At 59.9% G+C, this 20,990-nt stretch carries 18 protein-coding genes; 7 read left to right on the top strand and 11 right to left on the bottom strand.

Annotation, left to right across the window (positions count from 1 at the left end; all coding sequences use genetic code 11):
- Positions 1 to 15: 15 nt before the first annotated feature.
- The 5 genes from BLU85_RS17570 to sdhC all read right to left on the bottom strand — a co-directional run bounded on the left by BLU85_RS17570 (position 16) and on the right by sdhC (position 6,338).
- Entirely contained in the window at positions 16 to 2,847 is a 2,832-nt protein-coding gene (locus tag BLU85_RS17570; protein ID WP_092201796.1) for a 2-oxoglutarate dehydrogenase E1 component, read from the bottom strand.
- A 262-nt stretch (positions 2,848 to 3,109) separates the two neighbouring features.
- Positions 3,110 to 3,814 carry a succinate dehydrogenase iron-sulfur subunit gene (locus tag BLU85_RS17565; RefSeq protein WP_053123967.1) on the bottom strand — a complete coding sequence of 235 codons (705 nt, stop codon included), beginning with the start codon at positions 3,812 to 3,814 and terminating at the stop codon, positions 3,110 to 3,112.
- An 11-nt stretch (positions 3,815 to 3,825) separates the two neighbouring features.
- Positions 3,826 to 5,598: a succinate dehydrogenase flavoprotein subunit gene (gene sdhA / locus BLU85_RS17560; protein ID WP_092170923.1), complete on the bottom strand. Its 1,773-nt coding sequence runs from the start codon at positions 5,596 to 5,598 to the stop codon at positions 3,826 to 3,828.
- A 3-nt stretch (positions 5,599 to 5,601) separates the two neighbouring features.
- The gene (sdhD, locus tag BLU85_RS17555) at positions 5,602 to 5,970 is read right to left on the bottom strand and encodes a succinate dehydrogenase, hydrophobic membrane anchor protein (RefSeq protein ID WP_003204438.1); all 369 of its coding nucleotides are present in this window, start codon (positions 5,968 to 5,970) and stop codon (positions 5,602 to 5,604) included.
- Positions 5,964 to 6,338, bottom strand: coding sequence for a succinate dehydrogenase, cytochrome b556 subunit (sdhC, locus tag BLU85_RS17550; RefSeq protein WP_003179220.1), 375 nt, complete (start codon positions 6,336 to 6,338; stop codon positions 5,964 to 5,966). Before sdhC ends, sdhD begins: the two co-directional genes overlap by 7 nt.
- Positions 6,339 to 6,703: 365 nt before the next feature.
- On the opposite strand from sdhC, the gene gltA reads away from it, so the two are divergent.
- Complete coding sequence (gltA, locus tag BLU85_RS17545; RefSeq protein ID WP_003204440.1) at positions 6,704 to 7,993, top strand: citrate synthase; 1,290 nt, start codon at positions 6,704 to 6,706, stop codon at positions 7,991 to 7,993.
- A gap of 305 nt (positions 7,994 to 8,298) precedes the next feature.
- Here gltA and BLU85_RS17540 read toward each other — a convergent pair whose 3' ends face one another.
- From BLU85_RS17540 to BLU85_RS17530, 3 genes are all read right to left on the bottom strand, one after another.
- Complete coding sequence (locus BLU85_RS17540; protein WP_092201794.1) at positions 8,299 to 9,957, bottom strand: cation acetate symporter; 1,659 nt, start codon at positions 9,955 to 9,957, stop codon at positions 8,299 to 8,301.
- Positions 9,954 to 10,265 (bottom strand): DUF485 domain-containing protein, encoded by a 312-nt coding sequence (locus tag BLU85_RS17535; RefSeq protein WP_092201792.1) that lies wholly within the window; start codon positions 10,263 to 10,265, stop codon positions 9,954 to 9,956. The genes BLU85_RS17540 and BLU85_RS17535 overlap by 4 nt, the downstream gene beginning before the upstream one ends.
- 317 nt (positions 10,266 to 10,582) lie before the next feature.
- On the bottom strand, positions 10,583 to 11,437 hold the full coding sequence (locus tag BLU85_RS17530) for a glycine betaine ABC transporter substrate-binding protein (protein ID WP_092201790.1): 855 nt from the start codon (positions 11,435 to 11,437) through the stop codon (positions 10,583 to 10,585).
- Positions 11,438 to 11,860: 423 nt separating this feature from the next.
- Between BLU85_RS17530 and BLU85_RS17525 the strand changes: the two genes are divergently transcribed.
- Both BLU85_RS17525 and BLU85_RS17520 read left to right on the top strand, forming a co-directional pair.
- Positions 11,861 to 13,159 carry an alpha/beta fold hydrolase gene (locus BLU85_RS17525; RefSeq protein WP_092201788.1) on the top strand — a complete coding sequence of 433 codons (1,299 nt, stop codon included), beginning with the start codon at positions 11,861 to 11,863 and terminating at the stop codon, positions 13,157 to 13,159.
- The gene (locus BLU85_RS17520) at positions 13,152 to 13,940 is read left to right on the top strand and encodes an MlaA family lipoprotein (protein ID WP_092201786.1); all 789 of its coding nucleotides are present in this window, start codon (positions 13,152 to 13,154) and stop codon (positions 13,938 to 13,940) included. Before BLU85_RS17525 ends, BLU85_RS17520 begins: the two co-directional genes overlap by 8 nt.
- Positions 13,941 to 14,072: 132 nt before the next feature.
- Here the strand turns inward: BLU85_RS17520 and BLU85_RS17515 are convergent, their stop codons facing one another.
- Positions 14,073 to 14,987, bottom strand: a complete 915-nt coding sequence (locus BLU85_RS17515; protein ID WP_092201784.1) for a DUF808 domain-containing protein — start codon at positions 14,985 to 14,987, stop codon at positions 14,073 to 14,075.
- Between the two features lie 131 nt (positions 14,988 to 15,118).
- Between BLU85_RS17515 and BLU85_RS17510 the strand changes: the two genes are divergently transcribed.
- A complete protein-coding gene (locus tag BLU85_RS17510) occupies positions 15,119 to 15,724 on the top strand; it encodes a TetR/AcrR family transcriptional regulator (RefSeq protein ID WP_092201782.1) in 606 nt (201 codons plus the stop codon).
- Between the two features lie 132 nt (positions 15,725 to 15,856).
- Here BLU85_RS17510 and BLU85_RS17505 read toward each other — a convergent pair whose 3' ends face one another.
- Together BLU85_RS17505 and BLU85_RS17500 are read right to left on the bottom strand one after the other, a co-directional pair.
- Positions 15,857 to 16,315 carry an REP-associated tyrosine transposase gene (locus BLU85_RS17505; RefSeq protein ID WP_092201780.1) on the bottom strand — a complete coding sequence of 153 codons (459 nt, stop codon included), beginning with the start codon at positions 16,313 to 16,315 and terminating at the stop codon, positions 15,857 to 15,859.
- A 216-nt stretch (positions 16,316 to 16,531) separates the two neighbouring features.
- On the bottom strand, positions 16,532 to 16,972 hold the full coding sequence (locus tag BLU85_RS17500) for a GlcG/HbpS family heme-binding protein (RefSeq protein WP_092201777.1): 441 nt from the start codon (positions 16,970 to 16,972) through the stop codon (positions 16,532 to 16,534).
- Between the two features lie 268 nt (positions 16,973 to 17,240).
- On the opposite strand from BLU85_RS17500, the gene gcl reads away from it, so the two are divergent.
- From gcl to BLU85_RS17485, 3 genes are all read left to right on the top strand, one after another.
- Complete coding sequence (gene gcl / locus BLU85_RS17495) at positions 17,241 to 19,016, top strand: glyoxylate carboligase (protein WP_060741149.1); 1,776 nt, start codon at positions 17,241 to 17,243, stop codon at positions 19,014 to 19,016.
- 137 nt (positions 19,017 to 19,153) lie between these two features.
- Entirely contained in the window at positions 19,154 to 19,948 is a 795-nt protein-coding gene (hyi, locus tag BLU85_RS17490) for a hydroxypyruvate isomerase (RefSeq protein ID WP_092201774.1), read from the top strand.
- A gap of 116 nt (positions 19,949 to 20,064) precedes the next feature.
- Positions 20,065 to 20,955, top strand: coding sequence for a 2-hydroxy-3-oxopropionate reductase (locus BLU85_RS17485; RefSeq protein ID WP_092201772.1), 891 nt, complete (start codon positions 20,065 to 20,067; stop codon positions 20,953 to 20,955).
- Positions 20,956 to 20,990 lie beyond the last annotated feature (35 nt).

Here is a 20,990-nt window from a genome sequence, read left to right as displayed (position 1 = left end):
AGTCAGCACGAAGGCTTAAACAGTGAAAGCATCTTGCAGCAGTTTTTCCTGCTGCTCGGCGTGCATCGACGCATAACCACACGCAGGTGCAGCGGAAGCATCACGGCCGGCATATTCCAGGCCCAGGGCCTTGTTATGGTTGCCGATGCTGCGACGCAGGTGATGCTGGCTGCTGTACCAGGCGCCCTGGTTCATCGGTTCTTCCTGACACCACACCACGTGGGTGAGGTTGGTGTAAGGCGCGATGGCCTCCATCAGGTCTTCTTCCGGGAACGGGTAGAGCTGCTCGATACGCACGATGGCGATGTCTTCGCGGCCTTCGGCACGACGTTTTTCCAGCAGGTCGTAGTAGACCTTGCCGCTGCACAGGATCAGGCGAGTCACCTTCGCCGCGTCCAGCGTGTCGATTTCCGGAATAACGGTCTGGAACGAGCCTTCGGCCAGGTCTTCGAGCGTGGAGATCGCCAGTTTGTGACGCAGCAGCGACTTCGGTGTCAGCACGATCAGCGGCTTGCGCAGCGGACGGATGACCTGACGACGCAGCAGGTGGTAGATCTGCGCCGGCGTCGTCGGTACGCAAACCTGGACGTTGTGCTCGGCGCACAGCTGCAGGTAGCGCTCCAGACGTGCCGACGAGTGCTCCGGCCCCTGCCCTTCATAACCGTGTGGCAACAGCATGGTCAGACCGCAGAGACGGCCCCACTTGTGCTCGCCGCTGGTGATGAACTGGTCGACAACCACCTGGGCGCCGTTGGCGAAGTCGCCGAACTGGGCTTCCCAGATCACCAGCGCATTCGGCTCGGTGGTGGAGTAGCCATATTCGAACGCCAGGACGGCTTCTTCGGACAGCAGCGAATCGTACAGGTCGAAACGTGGCTGGCCCTTGTACAGGTGTTGCAGCGGGATGTAGGTGCTGGCGTCTTTCTGGTTGTGCAGCGCCGCGTGGCGGTGCGAGAAAGTGCCGCGGCCTACGTCCTGGCCGGTGATGCGGACCGGGTGACCTTCGAACGCCAGGGTCGCGTACGCCATGGTTTCGGCGTAACCCCAGTTGATCGGCAGGCCGCCGGCTTGCATCTTCTGCCGGTCTTCGTAGATCTTCGCGACCTGGCGCTGGACCACGAAGCCTTCCGGGATCTCCAGCAGCTTGGCGGACAGCTCCTGCAAGGTCTTGAGGTCGAAGCGGGTGTCGTGACGCGCGGTCCAGGCGTGGCCCAGGTATGGACGCCAGTCCACGAACAACTCTTTGTTCGGTTCCTTGACCAGGCTTTTTACCACGTGCAGGCCGTTGTCCAGGGCATTGCGATATTCATCGACTTTTTCCTGGACGCGGGCGGCATCCAGAACGCCGCCCTGGGTCAGGCGCTCGGCATACAGCTCACGGGTGGTGCGCTGCTTCGCGATCTGCTGGTACATCAGGGGCTGGGTGCCGCTTGGCTCGTCGGCCTCGTTGTGGCCGCGACGACGGTAGCAGACCAGGTCGATCACCACGTCGCGCTTGTACTGCATGCGGTAGTCGATGGCCAACTGGGTCACGAACAGCACGGCTTCCGGATCATCGCCATTCACATGGAGAATCGGCGCCTGGATCATTTTCGCGACGTCGGTCGCGTACTCGGTGGAGCGCGAGTCAAGCGGGTTGCTGATGGTGAAGCCAACCTGGTTGTTGATCACGATGTGCACGGTGCCGCCGGTCTTGAAACCGCGGGTCTGCGACATCTGGAAGGTTTCCATGACCACGCCCTGACCGGCGAATGCCGCGTCACCGTGGATGGAAATCGGCAGTACCTTCTCGCCGGTCGGATCGTTGCGACGATCCTGGCGGGCGCGGACCGAACCCTCGACCACCGGGGAAACGATTTCCAGGTGAGACGGGTTGAACGCCATGGCCAGGTGCACTTCGCCACCGGTGGTCATCACGTTGGACGAGAAGCCCTGGTGGTATTTCACGTCACCGGAACCCAACTCGACCTTCTTCTTGCCTTCGAACTCGTCGAACAGCTCGCGCGGGTTCTTGCCGAAGGTGTTGACCAGTACGTTCAGGCGGCCACGGTGGGCCATGCCGATGACGACTTCCTTGGTGCCGTAGGAACCGGAACGCTGGATCAGCTCGTCGAGCATCGGAATCAGGCTTTCGCCGCCTTCCAGGCCGAAACGCTTGGTACCCGGGTACTTGGTGCCCAGGTATTTCTCCAGGCCTTCACCGGCGGTGACGCGCTCGAGCAAGTGGCTCTTGATGTCGGCGGAGTACGTCGGACGGCCACGAACGCTTTCCAGACGCTGCTGGAACCACTGGCGCTGCTCGGAATCGGTGATGTGCGTAAATTCAGCGCCGATGGTGCGGCAATATGTCTGCTGCAACGCTTCGTGAATTTCGCGTAGGCTCGCTTCCTCTTTGCCGATGAACAGGTCGCCGGCACGGAAGGTCGTATCAAGGTCGGCATTGGTCAAGCCGTAGTGAGTGATCGACAGGTCTGCAGGTGCAGGACGCTGCCACAGCCCCAGCGGGTCAAGCTGGGCTGCCTGGTGGCCACGCATCCGGTAGGCCTGGATCAGTCGCAATACTTCAACTTGCTTCTTCTCGTGCTCGGAGCTCACGCTGCCGGCAGACACCGGTTGAGCGCGGCGCTGGTTCTTTGCCAGCAACACGAAATGATCGCGAATCGTCGAGTGCGAAACATCAGTGGCAGAATTACCGTCGGCCGGTAGCTTCTGAAAGTAGGTGCGCCATTCTTCTGGCACAGCGTTAGGGTCGTGCAGGTAGAGCTCGTAGAGCTCTTCCACATAGGCAGCGTTACCACCGGAGAGGTGGGCACTGTTCCACATGCGCTGCATCACGCTTTCTTGCATGCTTGGTCACCCTCGATTAGGGGAACACCACCGGCGAAAACACCGAGCAAACTTGCAGAAGTCCGAGTGCAGCGACTAAAACAAGCCACTTAGGATCACGCTGATAGTCCGGGTACCAGCCCGGATGCCCCTGCTTGTCTCATTTCTTCAAAATAAGAACCACCGCTTTGTGAGCGGCTGTTCTGGTTATAGCCAAGACGCGGGTTGAAGCCCGCGCCCTGGCCTTTACGGGTACAACGGTCCTACGGGTACAGCAGCTGAATCACACGCCGCTTTGCAGCAGCATGTTACGAATGTGACCGATGGCCTTAGTCGGGTTCAGGCCTTTCGGGCAGACGTTGACGCAGTTCATGATCCCGCGGCAGCGGAATACGCTGAACGGGTCATCCAGCGAAGCCAGACGCTCGGACGTCTTGGTGTCACGGCTGTCTGCCAGGAAGCGGTACGCTTGCAGCAGGGCGGCCGGACCCAGGAACTTGTCCGGGTTCCACCAGAAGGATGGGCACGAGGTCGAGCAGCAAGCGCACAGGATGCACTCGTACAGACCGTCGAGCTTCTCACGCTCTTCCGGAGACTGCAGACGCTCGATGGCCGGAGCCGGCGTGTCGTTCTGCAGGAATGGCTTCACCTTCTCGTATTGCTTGTAGAAGATGCTCATATCGACGACCAGGTCACGGATAACCGGCAAACCTGGCAACGGACGAACCACCAGCTTGTTGCCCTTGACCACGGCCGACAGCGGCGTGATGCAGGCCAGGCCGTTCTTGCCGTTGATGTTCATGCCGTCGGAGCCGCAAACGCCCTCGCGGCAAGAGCGACGATAGGAAAAACCCTCGTCCTGCTCTTTGATCAGGGCCAGTACGTCCAGCACCATCAGGTCTTTACCACCGGTATCGACCTGGAAGTCCTGCATGAACGGCGCAGCGTCCTGATCAGGGTTGTAGCGATAAACACTGACTTGCAACATAGCGGTCACCCTTAATAAGTCCGGACTTTTGGTTCGAAAGTCGGAACAGTCTTCGGCGAGAAGTTCACGGCACGCTTGGCGACGCGTTTTTCACCCGGGAAGTACAAGGTGTGGCACAGCCAGTTTTCGTCGTCACGGTCTTCGAAGTCTTCGCGGGCGTGGGCACCACGGGACTCTTTACGCACTTCTGCGGCGATGGCGGTGGCTTCGGCCACTTCCAGCAGGTTCTGCAATTCCAGCGCTTCGATACGGGCAGTGTTGAACGCCTGCGACTTATCGTTGATCTTCACGTTGGCGATTCGTTCACGCAATTGCGCCAGCTGGGCGATACCCTTCTGCATGTATTCGCCGGTACGGAACACACCGAAGTAGTTCTGCATGCAGTTCTGCAGCTCGCGGCGCAGGGTTGCCACGTCTTCGCCTTCGGTACGCTCGTTCAGAGCGGACAGACGCGCCAGGGCGGCTTCGATGTTGGCGTCGGTGGCATCGTCATATTCGATACCGTCGGTCAGCGCTTTCTCCAGGTGCAGGCCGGCAGCGCGACCGAAGACCACCAGGTCGAGCAGCGAGTTGCCGCCCAGGCGGTTGGCACCGTGGACCGATACGCACGCCACTTCACCCACTGCGAACAGGCCAGGGATGATTTCGTCCACGCCTTCGGCGTTCTGGGTGATCGCCTGGCCGTGGATGTTGGTGGCAACGCCGCCCATCATATAGTGGCAGGTTGGAACCACTGGAACCGGCGCGACGACCGGGTCGACGTGGGCGAAGGTCTTCGACAGCTCACAGATACCTGGCAGGCGGCTGTGCAGCACTTCCTCGCCCAGGTGATCGAGCTTGAGCATCACGTGGTCGCCATTCGGGCCACAGCCGTTGCCGGCGATGATCTCTTTAACCATCGAACGAGCCACAACGTCACGACCGGCGAGGTCCTTGGCGTTCGGCGCATAACGTTCCATGAAACGCTCGCCGTGCTTGTTGATCAGGTAACCACCTTCACCACGGCAACCTTCGGTCACCAGTACACCGGCGCCGGCGATGCCGGTCGGGTGGAACTGCCACATTTCGATGTCTTGTACCGGCACGCCAGCACGCAGGGCCATGCCGACGCCGTCACCGGTGTTGATCAGGGCATTGGTGGTGGATGCGTAGATACGGCCTGCACCGCCGGTCGCCAGTACGGTGGCCTTGGCGCGGATGTAGGTGGTTTCGCCGGTTTCGATGCAGATCGCGATCACACCGACGAAGGCGCCGTCCTGGTTCTTCACCAGGTCGACGGCGTAGTACTCGTTCAGGAACGTGGTACCGGCTTTCAGGTTGCCCTGGTACAGGGTGTGCAGCAGTGCGTGACCGGTACGGTCGGACGCCGCGCAAGTACGCGCGGCCTGGCCGCCCTTGCCGTAGTCCTTGGACTGGCCACCGAACGGACGCTGGTAGATACGACCTTGCTCGGTACGCGAGAAGGGCATGCCCATGTGGTCCAGCTCGAACACCGCGGCCGGGCCTTCCTGACACATGTATTCGATAGCGTCCTGGTCACCGATGTAGTCGGACCCCTTGACGGTATCGTACATGTGCCAGCGCCAGTCATCGTTCGGGTCGGCCGAAGCGATGGCGCAGGTGATGCCGCCCTGGGCGGAAACGGTGTGCGAACGCGTCGGGAAAACCTTGGTGATCACGGCAGTCTTGTGACCGCCCTGTGCCAGTTGCAGCGCTGCGCGCATGCCGGCACCGCCACCACCAATGATGATGGCGTCGAAAGAAATCGTTGGAATGTTAGCCATGGATCAGATACCCCAGAGAATCTGCACACCCCAGACGAAGTAAGCGAACATCGCAACGCCGCATACTGCCTGGAAAAGGAAACGTACGGCAGTCGCCGACTTGCCGAACGCCATGGGCGTCAGGTAGTCGGTCGCGATGGTCCACATGCCGACCCAGGCGTGAGCGCCCAGTGCGACAAGTGCCAGCAGACTGAAGATACGCATCCAGTTGTTTGCGAACAGTTCATGCCATTGGGCATAGCCCAGGCCAGGGTTTGCCACGACATATCCGATCAGGAAAATGAAGTAAGCCGCGAGAACGACCGCAGACACACGCTGGGCCATCCAGTCGTAGAGGCCCGAACGCGAAAGGTTCGTGACGTTGGTTACCATATCCAGACTCCTGCCAGAACGATCAGCACCGCAGACACGGCGATAATGATTTTCGAGCCCAGCTTGCCGCCTTCCAGCGTCTCACCGATGCCCATGTCCATGATCAAGTGGCGCACACCGGCGACCAAGTGATACAGCAAGGCGGACAGGATGCCCCAAATCACTAGCTTGGCTAGCGGACTGGTCAGACACGCTTTCACCTGACCGAAGCCTTCTTCCGAATCGAGCGACTTGTCCAATGCATAAAGCATGATGGCCAGGCTGACGAAGAGGATGACACCGGAAATACGGTGAAGAATGGACGTGTAAGCAGTGACTGGGAGTTTGATGGTCCTTAGGTCTAGGTTTACAGGTCGTTGGCTTTTCACGGCTTTTTTTTCACACTGAAGAGCCCCTAACAATCAGGGCAAAGTTGTTGGGGCGCGCACTGGTCAGGTACTCACCACCCAGGGAGTGACGACCCCCAAGAAAGCAGGCCCAAAAGCCCCTGGCGGTCGGTGGCCGAGTATAGACAGTTAGGCTACTAATGACAACGCGTTCACCTTCCCCTAATAGCGCATTGCACATATGGCACAAAAGGCGTAAACGGCAGGTAATTTCGCGGAAAAAGTGCGGTTAAAGCCTTCTGGAGCAAGACTTTAGGCAAATTGACTTTCGGATTTATCTCACTATAGTGGTGCGGGCCCTGCGTGGGGGGTCTGTCTGATGATTTCAAGCATTAATAGGAGGCCACATGGCTGACAAAAAAGCGCAGTTGATCATCGAGGGCGCAGCCCCCGTCGAGCTGCCCATTTTAACCGGCACCGTTGGTCCCGATGTAATCGACGTACGGGGCCTGACGGCCACGGGCCGTTTCACCTTTGACCCAGGTTTCATGTCGACCGCCTCGTGCGAGTCGAAAATCACCTACATCGATGGCGACAACGGCATCCTGCTGCACCGCGGCTACCCGATCGAGCAACTGGCTGAAAAATCGGACTACCTGGAAACCTGCTACCTGCTGCTCAACGGCGAGCTGCCAACCGCAGAGCAAAAAGCCCAGTTCGTCAGCACCGTGAAGAACCACACCATGGTTCACGAGCAGTTGAAGACCTTCTTCAACGGCTTCCGTCGCGATGCCCACCCGATGGCCGTCATGTGCGGCGTTGTCGGCGCTCTCTCGGCTTTCTACCACGACTCCCTGGATATCAATAACCCCCAGCATCGCGAAATTTCCGCGATCCGCCTGGTGGCGAAGATGCCGACCCTGGCAGCCATGGTCTACAAGTACTCCATGGGCCAGCCCATGATGTACCCGCGCAACGACCTGACCTATGCAGAGAACTTCCTGCATATGATGTTCAACACCCCGTGCGAGATCAAACCGATCAGCCCGGTGCTCGCCAAGGCCATGGACCGGATCTTCATCCTCCATGCCGACCACGAGCAGAACGCCTCCACGTCCACCGTACGCCTGGCCGGCTCCTCGGGTGCCAACCCGTTCGCCTGTATCGCCGCCGGTATCGCCGCACTCTGGGGCCCTGCCCACGGCGGTGCGAACGAAGCGGTGCTGACCATGCTCGATGAAATCGGCGATGTCTCGAACATCGACAAGTTCATCGCCAAGGCCAAGGACAAGAACGATCCGTTCAAGCTGATGGGCTTCGGTCACCGGGTCTACAAGAACCGCGACCCGCGCGCCACCGTGATGAAGCAGACCTGCGACGAAGTGCTCAAGGAACTGGGGATCAAGAACGATCCGCAACTCGAACTGGCCATGCGCCTGGAAGAGATCGCCCTGACCGACCCGTACTTCATCGAACGCTCGCTGTACCCGAACGTCGACTTCTACTCGGGGATCATCCTCAAGGCGATCGGCATTCCAACCAGCATGTTCACCGTGATCTTCGCCCTGGCGCGGACCGTCGGCTGGATCTCCCACTGGAAGGAAATGCTCTCCAGCCCGTACAAGATCGGCCGCCCGCGCCAGCTGTACACCGGCTACGAGTCGCGTGACATCACCCAGCTGGAAGACCGCAAGTAAGACCTGCCTTGCAATAAGGTCTCAAGCTGCACCGAAACAGCCCCCGCTTCTTATATAAGAGCGGGGGCTGTTTTGTTTATGCCTCTTTTCATCTGATCCAGAAGCGGCATTGACAGACCCGACGCCATCGCGAGCAAGCTCGCTCCCACAGTTGACCTGTTGTGAATAAAAACCCCGTGCTCACTGGAGATCCCCTGTGGGAGCGAGCTTGCTCGCGATGACGGCAGCCCTGCCACCCTTAAACCCGGCACAAAAAAAACCCCAGCCTTTCGACCGGGGTATTTCTTCAAGCACTGACCGCTACATCAATGTTTAACCGCCCCACTCGCCCCCAGGCCAGTCTGTGAACGCACGAACTGCGGGAAGAACAGCGCCCGTTCGTTTGCGCCTTCAGCCGACTTGTCGGTGATGGAGAAGAACCAGATGCCGACGAACGCAATGGCCATCGAGAACAGCGCCGGGTATTCATACGGGAAGATCGCCTTCTCGTGCCCCATGATCTGCACCCAGATGGTCGGGCCGAGGATCATCAGGCCCACGGCACTGACCAGGCCCAGCCAGCCGCCAATCATGGCGCCACGAGTGGTCAGCTTCTTCCAGTACATCGAAAGCAGCAGTACCGGGAAGTTGCAGCTCGCCGCGATGGAGAACGCCAGGCCCACCATGAACGCGATGTTCTGCTTCTCGAACAGGATACCCAGGCCGATCGCCAGCACCGCCAGGGCGATGGTGGTGATTTTCGAGACGCGAATCTCGTCCTTCTCGTTGGCCTTGCCTTTCTTGATCACGCTGGCATACAGGTCATGGGACACCGCCGAGGCACCGGCCAGGGTCAGGCCCGCCACTACCGCCAGGATGGTGGCAAAGGCTACCGCCGAGATGAAGCCCAGGAAGATGCTGCCGCCCACGGCGTTGGCCAGGTGCACCGCCGCCATGTTGTTACCGCCCAGCAAGGCACCTGCCGCGTCCTTGAAGGCCGGGTTGGTGCTGACCAGCAGGATCGCGCCGAAGCCGATGATGAAGGTCAGGATGTAGAAGTAACCGATGAAGCCGGTGGCATACAGCACGCTCTTGCGCGCTTCCTTGGCGTCGCTCACGGTGAAGAAGCGCATCAGGATGTGCGGCAGGCCAGCGGTACCGAACATCAGCGCCAGGCCCAGGGAGAAGGCCGAGATCGGATCCTTCACCAGACCGCCGGGGCTCATGATCGCCTCGCCTTTAGGGTGAACCTTCACCGCTTCGGCAAACAGCATGTTGAAGTCGAAATTGACGTGTTTCATGACCATCAAGGCCATGAACGAAGCACCCGACAGCAGCAAGACCGCCTTGATGATCTGCACCCAAGTGGTGGCCAACATGCCGCCAAACAGCACGTAGAGGCACATCAGGATACCCACCAGGATCACCGCAACGTGGTAGTCCAGGCCGAACAGCAACTGGATCAGCTTGCCGGCACCGACCATTTGCGCGATCAGGTAGAACGCCACCACCACCAGCGAGCCGCAGGCGGACAGACTGCGGATCTGGGTTTGCCCGAGGCGATAGGACGCCACGTCGGCAAAGGTGTATTTACCCAGGTTACGCAGGCGTTCGGCGATCAGGAACAGGATGATCGGCCAACCCACCAGGAAGCCGATGGAGTAGATCAGGCCGTCATAACCGGAGGTGAACACCAGCGCGGAAATGCCCAGGAAGGACGCCGCCGACATGTAGTCGCCCGCGATTGCCAGGCCGTTCTGGAAGCCGGTGATCTTGCCGCCGGCCGCATAATAGTCGGCCGCCGAGTTGTTTTTCTTGGACGCCCAGTAGGTGATATACAAAGTCGCGCCGACGAAGGCCACGAACATCAGGATAGCCGCGACGTTGAGGGGTTGTTTCTGCACGGCACCGGTCAGGGCGTCAGCCGCCCAGGCGCCCGGTGCGAACGCCGCGATGCTCAATAGAGCCAGTAGACGCCGGATCATTGCTGAGCCTCCTTGAGAATCGCATTGTTCAGGTCGTCGAACTCACCGTTGGCGCGCCGCACGTAGATGCCGGTCAGGATGAAGGCCGAGACAATCAGGCCGACACCGATGGGAATACCCCAGGTGATGGTGGACTCAGGCGTGATCTTGGCCCCGAGAATGTGTGGCCCGTAGGCGATCAGAAGAATGAAGCCGGAATACAGACCAAGCATGATCGCCGAGAGAATCCAGGCGAACCTTTCCCTTTTTCTCACCAGCTCCTTGAAGCGCGGGCTGTTTTGAATCGAGAGGTAAATGCTGTCGTTCATTGTTTTTATCCTCGCAGCACAGATTTAATTGGAACGACCCTACTCTATGCGGCTCAAGGCCAGGTTCCAGACGACCTTAGTATTAGAACGACATGACGGTTTTGCCAGTTTTCCGCACATTATTCGCAATCCCCCCTGTGGGAGCGAGCTTGCTCGCGATGACGGCGCCACATTCAACATCGATGCAAGCAGACACATCGCTATCGCGAGCAAGCTCGCTCCCACAAGGGGTCCGGCGCCCATCGAAGAATTGCAGGCACAAAAAAGCCGCATGACACAACGTCATGCGGCTTCGCGAGCCAGCTAAATCAGATTGATTACTTGCCGGTCCACTCCTTCACGCGGTCCGGGTGCTTGGCGACCCAGTCCTTGGCAGCGGCGTCCGGCTTGGCGCCTTCCTGGATCGCCAGCATGACTTCGCCGATCTCGTCTTTCGACGCCCACTGGAATTTCTTCAGGAACTCGGCCACTTCCGGGGCCTTGGTGCCCAGTTCCTTGCTGCCGATGCTGTTTACAGTCTCAGCCGCGCCGTAGACGCCTTTCGGGTCTTCCAGGAAGCGCAGTTTCCACTTGGCGAACATCCAGTGCGGCACCCAACCGGTGACCGCGATGGATTCGTTTTTCTTCTCGGCACGGGTCAGCTCGGCGATCATGCCGGCGCCGGAACTGGCCTTGAGTTGATAACCGGTCAGGTCGTAATCCTTGATCGCCTGTTCGGTCTTGAGCATCACGCCTGAACCGGCGTCGATGCCGACGATGCGCTTCTTGAAGGAGTCGTCGGTCTTGAGATCCTCGAGCGACTTGGCCTTGACGTACTCCGGCACGATCAGGCCGATTTTTGCGTCCTTGAAGTTGGGGCCGTAATCGACCACCAAGTCCTTGTTCTTGGTCCAATAGTCGCCGTGAGTCACCGGCAGCCAGGCCGAGAGCATCGCGTCGAGTTTGCCGGTGGCCACACCTTGCCACATGATCCCGGTCGCGACCGCTTGCAGCTTCACGTCATAACCGAGTTTTTGCTTGATCACTTCGGCGGCCACGTGGGTGGTCGCGACGCTGTCGGACCAGCCGTCAACGTAACCGATGCTCAGGGTTTTGGTTTCGGCGCTGGCCAAGGTGGAACTGATGGCCAGTACCAGTGCGGCACCTGCGCCCAAGAGTCGTCGCATCTTCATCGTTACTTCCCCGAAAGTGCTGCGCCCGGCGGATGCCGGGCGGCGTCAACGTATAGTTATGATGCTCAGCGCCCCCATCACGCTCGCCTCAAACCGGTCTGAACGCCAGTGGAGTACTGACAGGATCGATCATCAACCTGTGACGCTACGGAACCTGCTCTGTCTGCGACGTCGAAGCAACGAGAAACGACATCAGAACGCCAGCTATTGTTTCCAGGCAATTGGCGCCTCCTCACACGTGAGATTTGCAGGCCAAATCCGGTAAATGCCAGATAACTAGCCGCGACTGCGCATGACCGTGTATCGTCCCGCTACTATCGCGCCCCGTCCGTGCCTGTTTTGTGCCCATCATGGCACTTGGCTCCGCTTCGGTGGTCATAGGCTGCGAACTTCATTCGGCACCTTCCTCTAAGGGATCCAGTCATGCTCCGTTCCTTGCGCTTCGCTGCCCTCCTCGGCGGCCTTATCCTGAGTGCGTCCGCGCTGGCGGCAGATATAGACGCCGCCAGCTATGGCTACCCCTTGACCAACCCGTTCGAGGCGACCATCGCCACTACGCCGCCGGACCTGCGTCCGGAGCTGCCGCTGATCGAAGACATCAATCAGGCGGACCACAACCTGACCCTGCGCCCGGAACGCGAGTTCATCCTGCCGGACAACTTCTGGCCAGTAAAAAGCCTCACCTACCGCATGGCCACCCAGGACAAGCCCGCGCCGCTGATCTTCCTGATCGCCGGCACCGGTGCACGCTACGACAGCACCCTCAACGAATACCTCAAGCGCCTCTACTACAAGGCCGGCTACCACGTGGTGCAGTTGTCCTCGCCCACCAGTTTCGACTTCATGAGTGCCGCTTCGCGCTTTGCCACGCCGGGCATTTCCAAGGAAGACGCCGAGGACATGTACCGGGTGATGCAGGCCGTGCGCGCACAGAACCCCAAGCTGCCGGTGACCGAGTACTACCTGACCGGCTACAGCCTCGGCGCCCTGGATGCGGCCTTTGTCGCCCACCTGGACGAAACCCGGCGCAGCTTCAATTTCAAGAAAGTGCTGCTGCTGAACCCACCGGTGAACCTCTATACCTCGATCACCAACCTGGACAAACTGGTCCAGACCGAAGTCAAGGGCATCAACAGCACCACGACTTTCTATGAACTGGTACTGAACAAGCTGACCCGTTACTTCCAGCAAAAAGGCTACATCGACCTCAACGATGCCCTGCTCTATGACTTCCAACAGTCCAAGCAGCACCTGAGCAATGAACAGATGGCGATGTTGATCGGCACCTCGTTCCGTTTCTCGGCGGCGGACATCGCGTTCACCTCGGACCTGATCAACCGTCGCGGCCTGATCATCCCCCCCAAGTTCCCGATCACCGAAAGCACCAGCCTGACGCCGTTCCTCAAGCGTGCGCTGCAATGCGATTTCGACTGTTACCTCACCGAGCAGGTGATCCCGATGTGGCGCGCGCGCACCGACGGCGGCAGCCTGCTGCAACTGGTCGACCAGGTCAGCCTGTACGCGCTGAAGGATTACCTGCACGACAGCCCGAAGATTGCCGTCATGCACAATGCCGACGACGTCATTCTCGGCCCGGGCGACCTGGGCTTCCTGCGCAAGACCTTTGGCGATCGCCTGACGGTTTATCCGCTGGGCGGCCACTGCGGCAACCTTAACTACCGCGTCAACAGCGACGCCATGCTGGAGTTTTTCCGTGGCTAAATATCTGCTGCTTATCGCTGCGTTAATGAGTGCGGGCATGGTCCACGCCGACAACAGCAAAGCCAATGCGCCTGTGGTGGTGGATTCGGACGGTTTCAAGGAACCGCTGACCAAACTCAAGTTCAACCCGGGGCTTGACCAGCGCGAGTTCGAGCGCTCGACCCTCAACGCGTTGAACGTCTATGACCCGCTGGAATCCTGGAACCGCCGGGTCTATCACTTCAACTACCGCTTCGACCAATGGGTCTTCCTGCCCGTCGTCGACGGCTATCGCTACATTACCCCTGGCTTCGTGCGCACAGGGGTCAGCAATTTCTTCAACAACCTGGGGGACGTGCCGAACCTGATGAACAGCCTGCTGCAATTCAAGGGCAAGCGTTCAATGGAAACCACGGCGCGGCTGCTACTCAACACCACTGTGGGCATCGCCGGCCTGTGGGACCCGGCCACCGCCATGGGCCTGCCGCGCCAGAGCGAAGATTTCGGCCAGACCCTCGGCTTCTATGGCGTGCCGGCCGGTGCGTATTTCGTGCTGCCGATCTTCGGCCCGTCGAACCTGCGCGACACCTCGGGCCTGCTGGTGGACTACACGGCCGAATCGGCGATCAACTTCCTGAACGTCTCCGAAGTCAGCTCCAACCACCCGGAATTGCTGCTCCTGCGCGGCGTCGACAAGCGCTACCAGACCAGTTTCCGCTACGGGCAACTCAACACGCCCTTCGAGTATGAGAAGGTGCGCTACGTGTACACCGAGTCGCGCAAGTTGCAGATCGCCGAGTAACTTTCGACCACCCCAAACCCATTGTGGGAGCAAGCTTGCTCGCGATAGCGCTCTGTCAGACAACTAAATGTTGAATGTCAGGCCCTCATCGCGAGCAAGCTCGCTCCCACAGTGATCATGGGTTGCCAGGTCTCAGCCTTTCAGCGCTTTCCAGACCTTGCCAACCACCATCACCCCCGCCAACACCGCCGCCCCAGCAACGATCCCAGCCACGGCATTGAGCAACGTCGGCACGATAAACCCGGCACCACCGGCGCTGGCCGTCACGCCTTCGATCCAGTGATGCACCACTGGCACGCCATGGGTCAGGATGCCACCGCCCACCAGGAACATCGCCGCGGTGCCGATCACCGACAGGCTTTTCATCATGTAGGGTGCCGCACTCAGGATCGCACCGCCGATGCTTTTGGCGGCCTGGCCTGGCTTGTGCGTCAACCAGAGTCCCAGGTCATCGAGCTTGACGATCCCGGCCACCAGGCCATAGACGCCAATGGTCATGACGATGGCGATGCCCGACAGGACGATCACCTGCTGGGTCAATGCTGCGTCAGCGACGGTGCCGAGGGTGATGGCGATGATTTCGGCCGAGAGGATGAAGTCGGTGCGTACCGCGCCCTTGATCTTGTCCTTTTCAAAGGCCACCAGATCGACCGCCGGATCCGCCACCGCCTCGACCAGTTGCGCATGTTCGGCCTGGTCCTCGGCCTTGCTGTGAAGGAACTTGTGGGCCAGTTTTTCGAACCCCTCGAAACACAAATAGGCACCGCCCACCATCAACAACGGCGTCACCAACCACGGGACGAAAGCGCTGATCGCCAGCGCCGACGGCACCAGGATCAATTTGTTGATGAACGATCCCTTGGCCACCGCCCACACCACTGGCAGCTCTCGCTCGGCACGCACGCCCGACACTTGCTGGGCATTGAGCGCCAGGTCATCGCCGAGAACGCCGGCGGTTTTCTTGGCGGCCATCTTGGTCATCAGCGCGACATCGTCGAGCACGGTGGCGATGTCGTCGATCAGTACCAGCAAACTGCTTCCAGCCATGGAGGGGCTCCTTGAATAATAATGCCGCGCAGCATACCGCGAGCCGCGGCGCCTTGGGGCATTCTTGAGCGCCGCGCGAAGCCGGTGCTACCATGCGCCACCGCCAGAACAGGCAAGGAACCCCTGGGTTTATGAGCACAATCCGCGAGCGCAACAAAGAATTGATCCTGCGTGCCGCCAGCGAAGAATTTGCCGACAAGGGCTTCGCCGCGACCAAGACCAGCGACATCGCGGCCAAGGCAGGCCTGCCCAAACCCAACGTCTACTACTACTTCAAATCCAAGGAAAACCTCTACCGCGAGGTACTGGAAAGCATCATCGAGCCGATTCTCCAGGCCTCGACCCCGTTCAATGCCGACGGCGTGCCCGGCGAGGTGCTGAGCCATTACATCCGCTCCAAGATCCGCATCTCCCGCGACCTGCCCTTCGCCTCGAAAGTCTTCGCCAGTGAAATCATGCACGGCGCCCCCCACCTGAGCCCCGACCTGGTGGAACAACTCAACGCCCAGGCCCGGCACAACATCGCCTGCATCCAGAGCTGGATCGACCGCGGCCAGATCGCCCCCATCGACCCCAACCACCTGATGTTCAGCATCTGGGCCGCCACCCAGACCTATGCCGACTTCGACTGGCAGATCAGCGCCGTGACCGGCAAGGCGAAGCTGGACGAAGCCGACTATGAAGCCGCTGCGCAGACGATCATTCGGTTGGTGCTGAAAGGGTGTGAGCCAGACTGATAGCCCGAGGCGGCTTCAATCGCGAGCAAGCTCGCTCCCACACTTCGGCCCTCAACAGCCGCAAAACTCACAGGCACACACAAATCACTGTGGGAGCGAGCCTGCTCGCGATGACGGCGACTCGGTTATGAGTCAAACCCAAATGGCGTCCCACAATGGATAATCGCCAAGTTTCTTCACTAAACCTGCCCGTAACGGGTTGGCGACAACATATCGAGCAAGCTTTACCAAGTCCTCTTCCCGTCGTAGCGCGCGGTCATGAAAGCCTGCCTGCCAAATGCTGAGCTTGCGATCGAGACGCAGCTTCACTGATTTGGTGCTCAGTGATTTTGTCCTCTGCATCAAGTCACCCAATGACCCTTTGCGCAATTCGATCAACCAATGGAAGTGATCAGGCATAACGACCCATGCCAATGAGTTGGCGAAGCCTTGATCCTCCGCCTTCCGAAACTGTTCAACAACCAATCTGCCTAGGATAAAGTCATTGAAGATTGGCTCTCGGCCAAATGTATTAGTGGTCAATAAATAAGTCCGGTTGGACTCAGCACTACGGCCAAGGCGCAGCCGATGTGACGCTGGTGAACCAGGCATTCCGTGCCCCTTAGATGATCGAATCCTGAGCAAGCCTAGACCTGAAGACACTTGGATGCGGGCCAACTTTTTACCCGGATGTGTCTGATCGATTGCTATCGCGAGCAGGCTCGCTCCCACAGGAGATTTGCAAAATCTCATACATATTGTGTTCGCCGCAGCCCATCTGGTGGAAGCGAGTCTGCTCGCGATGGCGTCAGTCCATTCACCCCAAAATCAAGCGACCACCCCCACATCCGCCCTCAACTGCAACGCCTCCACCGCCCTGACCGCCACCTGCTCATCCACATCCGAAACATCGCCACTGACACCAATCGCCCCCAGCACCCTGCCGTTCTGATCCCTGATCAATACCCCACCCGGGGCCGGTACGACGTTGCCCTGTCCCAACCCATTCAAAGCGGCAAAGAACGCCGGGCGTTGTTGGGCGTCCTGGGCGAGCAGGCGCGAGCCTTTGCCCAGGGCGATGGCGCCCCAGGCCTTGCCGATGGCGATCTGCGGGCGAAGCAGGCTGGCGCCGTCTTCGCGCTGCAAGGCAATCAGGTGCCCGCCACTGTCCAGGACCGCGACGGTCAAGGGCGCAGCGCTGATTTCATGACCGGCGGCAAGGGCTTGCCCGGCCAGATTGACGGCGATTTTCAAAGTTAGAACGCTCATGGGTGCTGTCCTTCTTTTGTTATGGAAAAGCCTTGAGGGCTTCACTTTCAGCAAAACCGAACCCCATAAATAGAACACAACATAGAATATTTTTGTATACAATAATTTTCACAAATCACCTTAACTGATAGAAGAAAGCAGCAAAACCTGACCTTCCGACGAATGAAACAGGTGCTTGAGGAAAGGGATTGACCTGCGTCGTTCGCCATGAATACACTCTGCACAAAGCCACTTGTATACAATTACAAAACGTAAGAGGCACAAAACAATGAGCAAAATGAGAGCAATCGAAGCTGCCGTTCTGGTGATGCGCCGTGAAGGCGTGGACACGGCCTTCGGCATCCCGGGTGCCGCGATCAACCCGCTGTACTCCGCCCTGCAGAAGGTGGGTGGCATCGATCACGTCCTCGCTCGCCACGTTGAAGGCGCCTCGCACATGGCCGAGGGCTACACCCGGACCAAGGCCGGCAATATCGGTGTGTGCATCGGCACTTCGGGCCCGGCCGGCACCGATATGGTGACCGGGCTCTACAGCGCTTCGGCCGATTCCATCCCGATTCTGTGCATCACCGGACAAGCCCCCCGCGCCCGTATGCACAAGGAAGACTTTCAGGCTGTGGATATCACCAGCATCGTCAAACCCGTGACCAAGTGGGCAACCACCGTGCTGGAGCCGGGCCAGGTGCCGTATGCCTTCCAGAAGGCGTTCTTCGAGATGCGCTCCGGCCGCCCGGGCCCGGTGCTGATCGACCTGCCGTTCGACGTGCAGATGGCCGAGATCGAGTTCGACATCGACGCCTATCAACCGCTGCCGCTGGCCAAACCCGCGGCCAACCGCGTGCAGATCGAGAAAGCCCTGGCCATGCTCAACCAGGCTGAGCGTCCATTGCTGGTGGCCGGCGGCGGCATCATCAACGCCGATGCCAGCGACCTGCTGGTGGAGTTCGCCGAGCTGACCGGTATCCCGGTCATCCCCACCCTGATGGGCTGGGGCACCATTCCCGACGATCATCCGCAGATGGTCGGCATGGTCGGCCTGCAAACGTCCCACCGCTACGGCAATGCGACCTTGCTCAAGTCGGACGTGGTGCTGGGCGTCGGTAACCGCTGGGCCAACCGTCACACCGGTTCGGTGGACGTCTACACCGAAGGCCGCACGTTCATTCATGTGGACATCGAGCCGACCCAGATCGGCCGCGTCTTCACCCCTGACCTGGGCATCGTTTCCGACGCCGCCTCGGCCCTGACCGTGTTCATCGAAGTGGCCCGCGAATGGCAAGCCGCCGGCAAACTGAAAAACCGCAGCGCCTGGCTGCAGGACTGCCAGCAACGCAAGGCCAGCCTGCAGCGCAAGACCCACTTCGACAACGTGCCGGTCAAGCCACAGCGGGTGTACGAAGAAATGAACCAGGTGTTCGGCAAGGACACCTGCTACGTCAGCACCATCGGCCTGTCGCAGATCGCCGGGGCGCAGTTCCTCCACGTCTACAAGCCACGCCACTGGATCAACTGCGGCCAGGCCGGTCCCTTGGGCTGGACCATTCCGGCGGCGCTGGGGGTGGTCAAGGCCGATCCGAGCCGCAAGGTCGTGGCGCTGTCGGGCGACTATGATTTCCAGTTCATGATCGAAGAGCTGGCGGTGGGTGCGCAGTTCAAACTGCCCTACATCCATGTGGTGGTGAACAATTCCTACCTGGGTCTGATTCGCCAGGCCCAGCGCGGGTTCGACATGGACTATTGCGTGCAGTTGTCCTTCGACAACCTCAACGCCCCGGAACTCAACGGCTATGGTGTGGACCACGTTGCCGTGGCCGAGGGCCTGGGGTGCAAGGCGCTGCGGGTGTTCGAACCGGCGGGTATCCAACCGGCGCTGCGCCAGGCCCAAGCGATGATCGAGGAGTTCAAGGTGCCGGTGATCGTCGAGATCATCCTGGAGCGGGTGACCAACATCTCCATGGGCACCGAGATCAATGCCGTCAATGAGTTTGAAGACTTGGCGCTTGTGGGCAACGATGCACCGACCGCCATTTCGTTGCTCGACTGACCGACCGGCGTCCCTGCGGGAGCGAGCTTGCTCGCGATGACGGCGCTACATTCAAACCTGGATGCAAGCAGACACACCGCTATCGCGAGCAAGCCCGCTCCCCCAGGGGGCCTGATAAATATTCACAGGAGACCACCATGCCGCGTTTCGCCGCCAACCTGTCCATGCTGTTTACCGAGCAGGATTTCCTCGCCCGTTTCGAAGCCGCCGCCAAGGCCGGCTTCAGTGGTGTCGAATACCTGTTCCCCTATGACTACAGCTCCGCCGAACTCAAGGCCTTGCTCGACACCCACGGCCTGACCCAAGTGCTGTTCAACCTGCCGGCCGGCGACTGGGCCAAGGGCGAGCGCGGCATTGCCTGCCTGCCGGACCGGGTCGAGGAATTCCGCGCCGGTGTCGACCTGGCCATCGCCTACGCCCAGGTGCTGGGCAACACGCAGGTCAACTGCCTGTCGGGGATTCGTCCGCAGAACTGCAGTGAAACCCTGGTGGAGAAAACCTTCGTCGCCAACCTGAAATACGCCGCCGAAAAGTTGCAGGCCAAAGGCATCAAGCTGGTGATGGAAGCCATCAATACCCGCGACATTCCTGGCTTCTACCTGAACAACACCGCCCAGGCCTTGTCGATCCGTGAGCAGGTGGGCAGCGCCAACCTGTTCCTGCAATACGACATCTACCACATGCAGATCATGGAAGGTGACCTGGCCCGGACCCTGTCGGCGCACCTGGGCGAGATCAACCATGTGCAACTGGCGGACAACCCGGGCCGCAACGAGCCGGGCACGGGGGAAATCAACTACCGCTTCCTGTTCCAACACCTGGACCGCATCGGCTACCAGGGTTGGGTCGGCTGTGAATACAAGCCGCTGACCACCACCGAAGCCGGCCTGGGCTGGCTGAAAACCTTGTGGGAGCGAGCCTGCTCGCGATAGCGGTAGTCCAGCCAACATCTTTATTGAATGTAGAGCCGCCATCGCGAGCAGGCTCGCTCCCACAAAAAGCCGTCTCCCATTTGCTTGAAGCAATACAAAAACAAGAGGATTTCCCCATGGCTAAAATCGGATTCATCGGCACCGGCATCATGGGCCACCCCATGGCACTGAACCTGCAAAAGGCCGGTCACAGCCTGTTCCTGTCCCAGCACCACGACGCGGCTCCGGCCGACCTGCTGGCCGGTGGCGCGGTGGCGTTGGCCAACCCGAAGGAAGTGGCCCAGGAAGCCGAGTTCATCATCGTCATGGTCCCGGACACGCCGCAGGTCGAGGACGTGCTGTTCCGCGCCGACGGCGTGGCGGCGGGCGTGGGCGCGGGCAAGGTGGTGATCGACATGAGTTCGATCTCCCCCACCGCCACCAAGGCGTTCGCGGCGAAGATCAATGAAAAAGGCGCACAGTACCTCGATGCCCCGGTCTCAGGTGGTGAAGTCGGTGCCAAGGCCGCGACCCTGAGCATCATGGTCGGTGGCGACAACGCCGCCTTCGAGCGCGCCCTGCCGCTGTTCCAGGCCATGGGCAAGAACATCACCCTGGTGGGCGGCAATGGCGATGGCCAGACCGCCAAGGTGGCGAACCAGATCATCGTCGCCCTGAACATCCAGGCGGTGGCCGAAGCGTTGTTGTTCGCCGCGAAAAACGGTGCCGACCCGGCCAAGGTCCGTGAAGCACTGATGGGAGGTTTCGCGTCGTCGAAGATCCTCGAAGTGCACGGCGAACGCATGATCAAGGGCACCTTCGACCCGGGCTTCCGCATCAGCCTGCACCAGAAGGACCTGAACCTGGCCCTGCAAGGCGCCAAGGAACTGAACATCAACCTGCCCAACACCGCCAACGCCCAACAGGTGTTCAGCACCTGCGCGGCCATTGGCGGCAGCCACTGGGATCACTCGGCGCTGATCAAGGGGTTGGAGCACATGGCCAATTTCTCGATTCGCGACAAATAAACCCTGCCCCCCTGTGGGAGCGAGCTTGCTCGCGA

It is taken from the genome of Pseudomonas sp. NFACC14 (assembly GCF_900106885.1).
In the GTDB taxonomy this organism is placed as follows: Bacteria; Pseudomonadota; Gammaproteobacteria; order Pseudomonadales; family Pseudomonadaceae; genus Aquipseudomonas; species Aquipseudomonas fluorescens_AA.
This window is presented reverse-complemented; position numbering and strand designations above follow the sequence as displayed.

What these genes read in the sequence shown, in the direction of transcription:
- BLU85_RS17570 (WP_092201796.1), bottom strand. Translation starts at nt 2,847, where the DNA reads ATGCAAGAAAGCGTGATGCAGCGCATGTGGAACAGTGCCCACCTCTCC.
- BLU85_RS17565 (WP_053123967.1), bottom strand. Translation starts at nt 3,814, where the DNA reads ATGTTGCAAGTCAGTGTTTATCGCTACAACCCTGATCAGGACGCTGCG.
- sdhA (WP_092170923.1), bottom strand. Translation starts at nt 5,598, where the DNA reads ATGGCTAACATTCCAACGATTTCTTTCGACGCCATCATCATTGGTGGT.
- sdhD (WP_003204438.1), bottom strand. Translation starts at nt 5,970, where the DNA reads ATGGTAACCAACGTCACGAACCTTTCGCGTTCGGGCCTCTACGACTGG.
- gltA (WP_003204440.1), top strand. Translation starts at nt 6,704, where the DNA reads ATGGCTGACAAAAAAGCGCAGTTGATCATCGAGGGCGCAGCCCCCGTC.
- BLU85_RS17540 (WP_092201794.1), bottom strand. Translation starts at nt 9,957, where the DNA reads ATGATCCGGCGTCTACTGGCTCTATTGAGCATCGCGGCGTTCGCACCG.
- BLU85_RS17535 (WP_092201792.1), bottom strand. Translation starts at nt 10,265, where the DNA reads ATGAACGACAGCATTTACCTCTCGATTCAAAACAGCCCGCGCTTCAAG.
- BLU85_RS17530 (WP_092201790.1), bottom strand. Translation starts at nt 11,437, where the DNA reads ATGAAGATGCGACGACTCTTGGGCGCAGGTGCCGCACTGGTACTGGCC.
- BLU85_RS17525 (WP_092201788.1), top strand. Translation starts at nt 11,861, where the DNA reads ATGCTCCGTTCCTTGCGCTTCGCTGCCCTCCTCGGCGGCCTTATCCTG.
- BLU85_RS17515 (WP_092201784.1), bottom strand. Translation starts at nt 14,987, where the DNA reads ATGGCTGGAAGCAGTTTGCTGGTACTGATCGACGACATCGCCACCGTG.
- BLU85_RS17510 (WP_092201782.1), top strand. Translation starts at nt 15,119, where the DNA reads ATGAGCACAATCCGCGAGCGCAACAAAGAATTGATCCTGCGTGCCGCC.
- BLU85_RS17505 (WP_092201780.1), bottom strand. Translation starts at nt 16,315, where the DNA reads ATGCCTGGTTCACCAGCGTCACATCGGCTGCGCCTTGGCCGTAGTGCT.
- BLU85_RS17500 (WP_092201777.1), bottom strand. Translation starts at nt 16,972, where the DNA reads ATGAGCGTTCTAACTTTGAAAATCGCCGTCAATCTGGCCGGGCAAGCC.
- gcl (WP_060741149.1), top strand. Translation starts at nt 17,241, where the DNA reads ATGAGCAAAATGAGAGCAATCGAAGCTGCCGTTCTGGTGATGCGCCGT.
- hyi (WP_092201774.1), top strand. Translation starts at nt 19,154, where the DNA reads ATGCCGCGTTTCGCCGCCAACCTGTCCATGCTGTTTACCGAGCAGGAT.
- BLU85_RS17485 (WP_092201772.1), top strand. Translation starts at nt 20,065, where the DNA reads ATGGCTAAAATCGGATTCATCGGCACCGGCATCATGGGCCACCCCATG.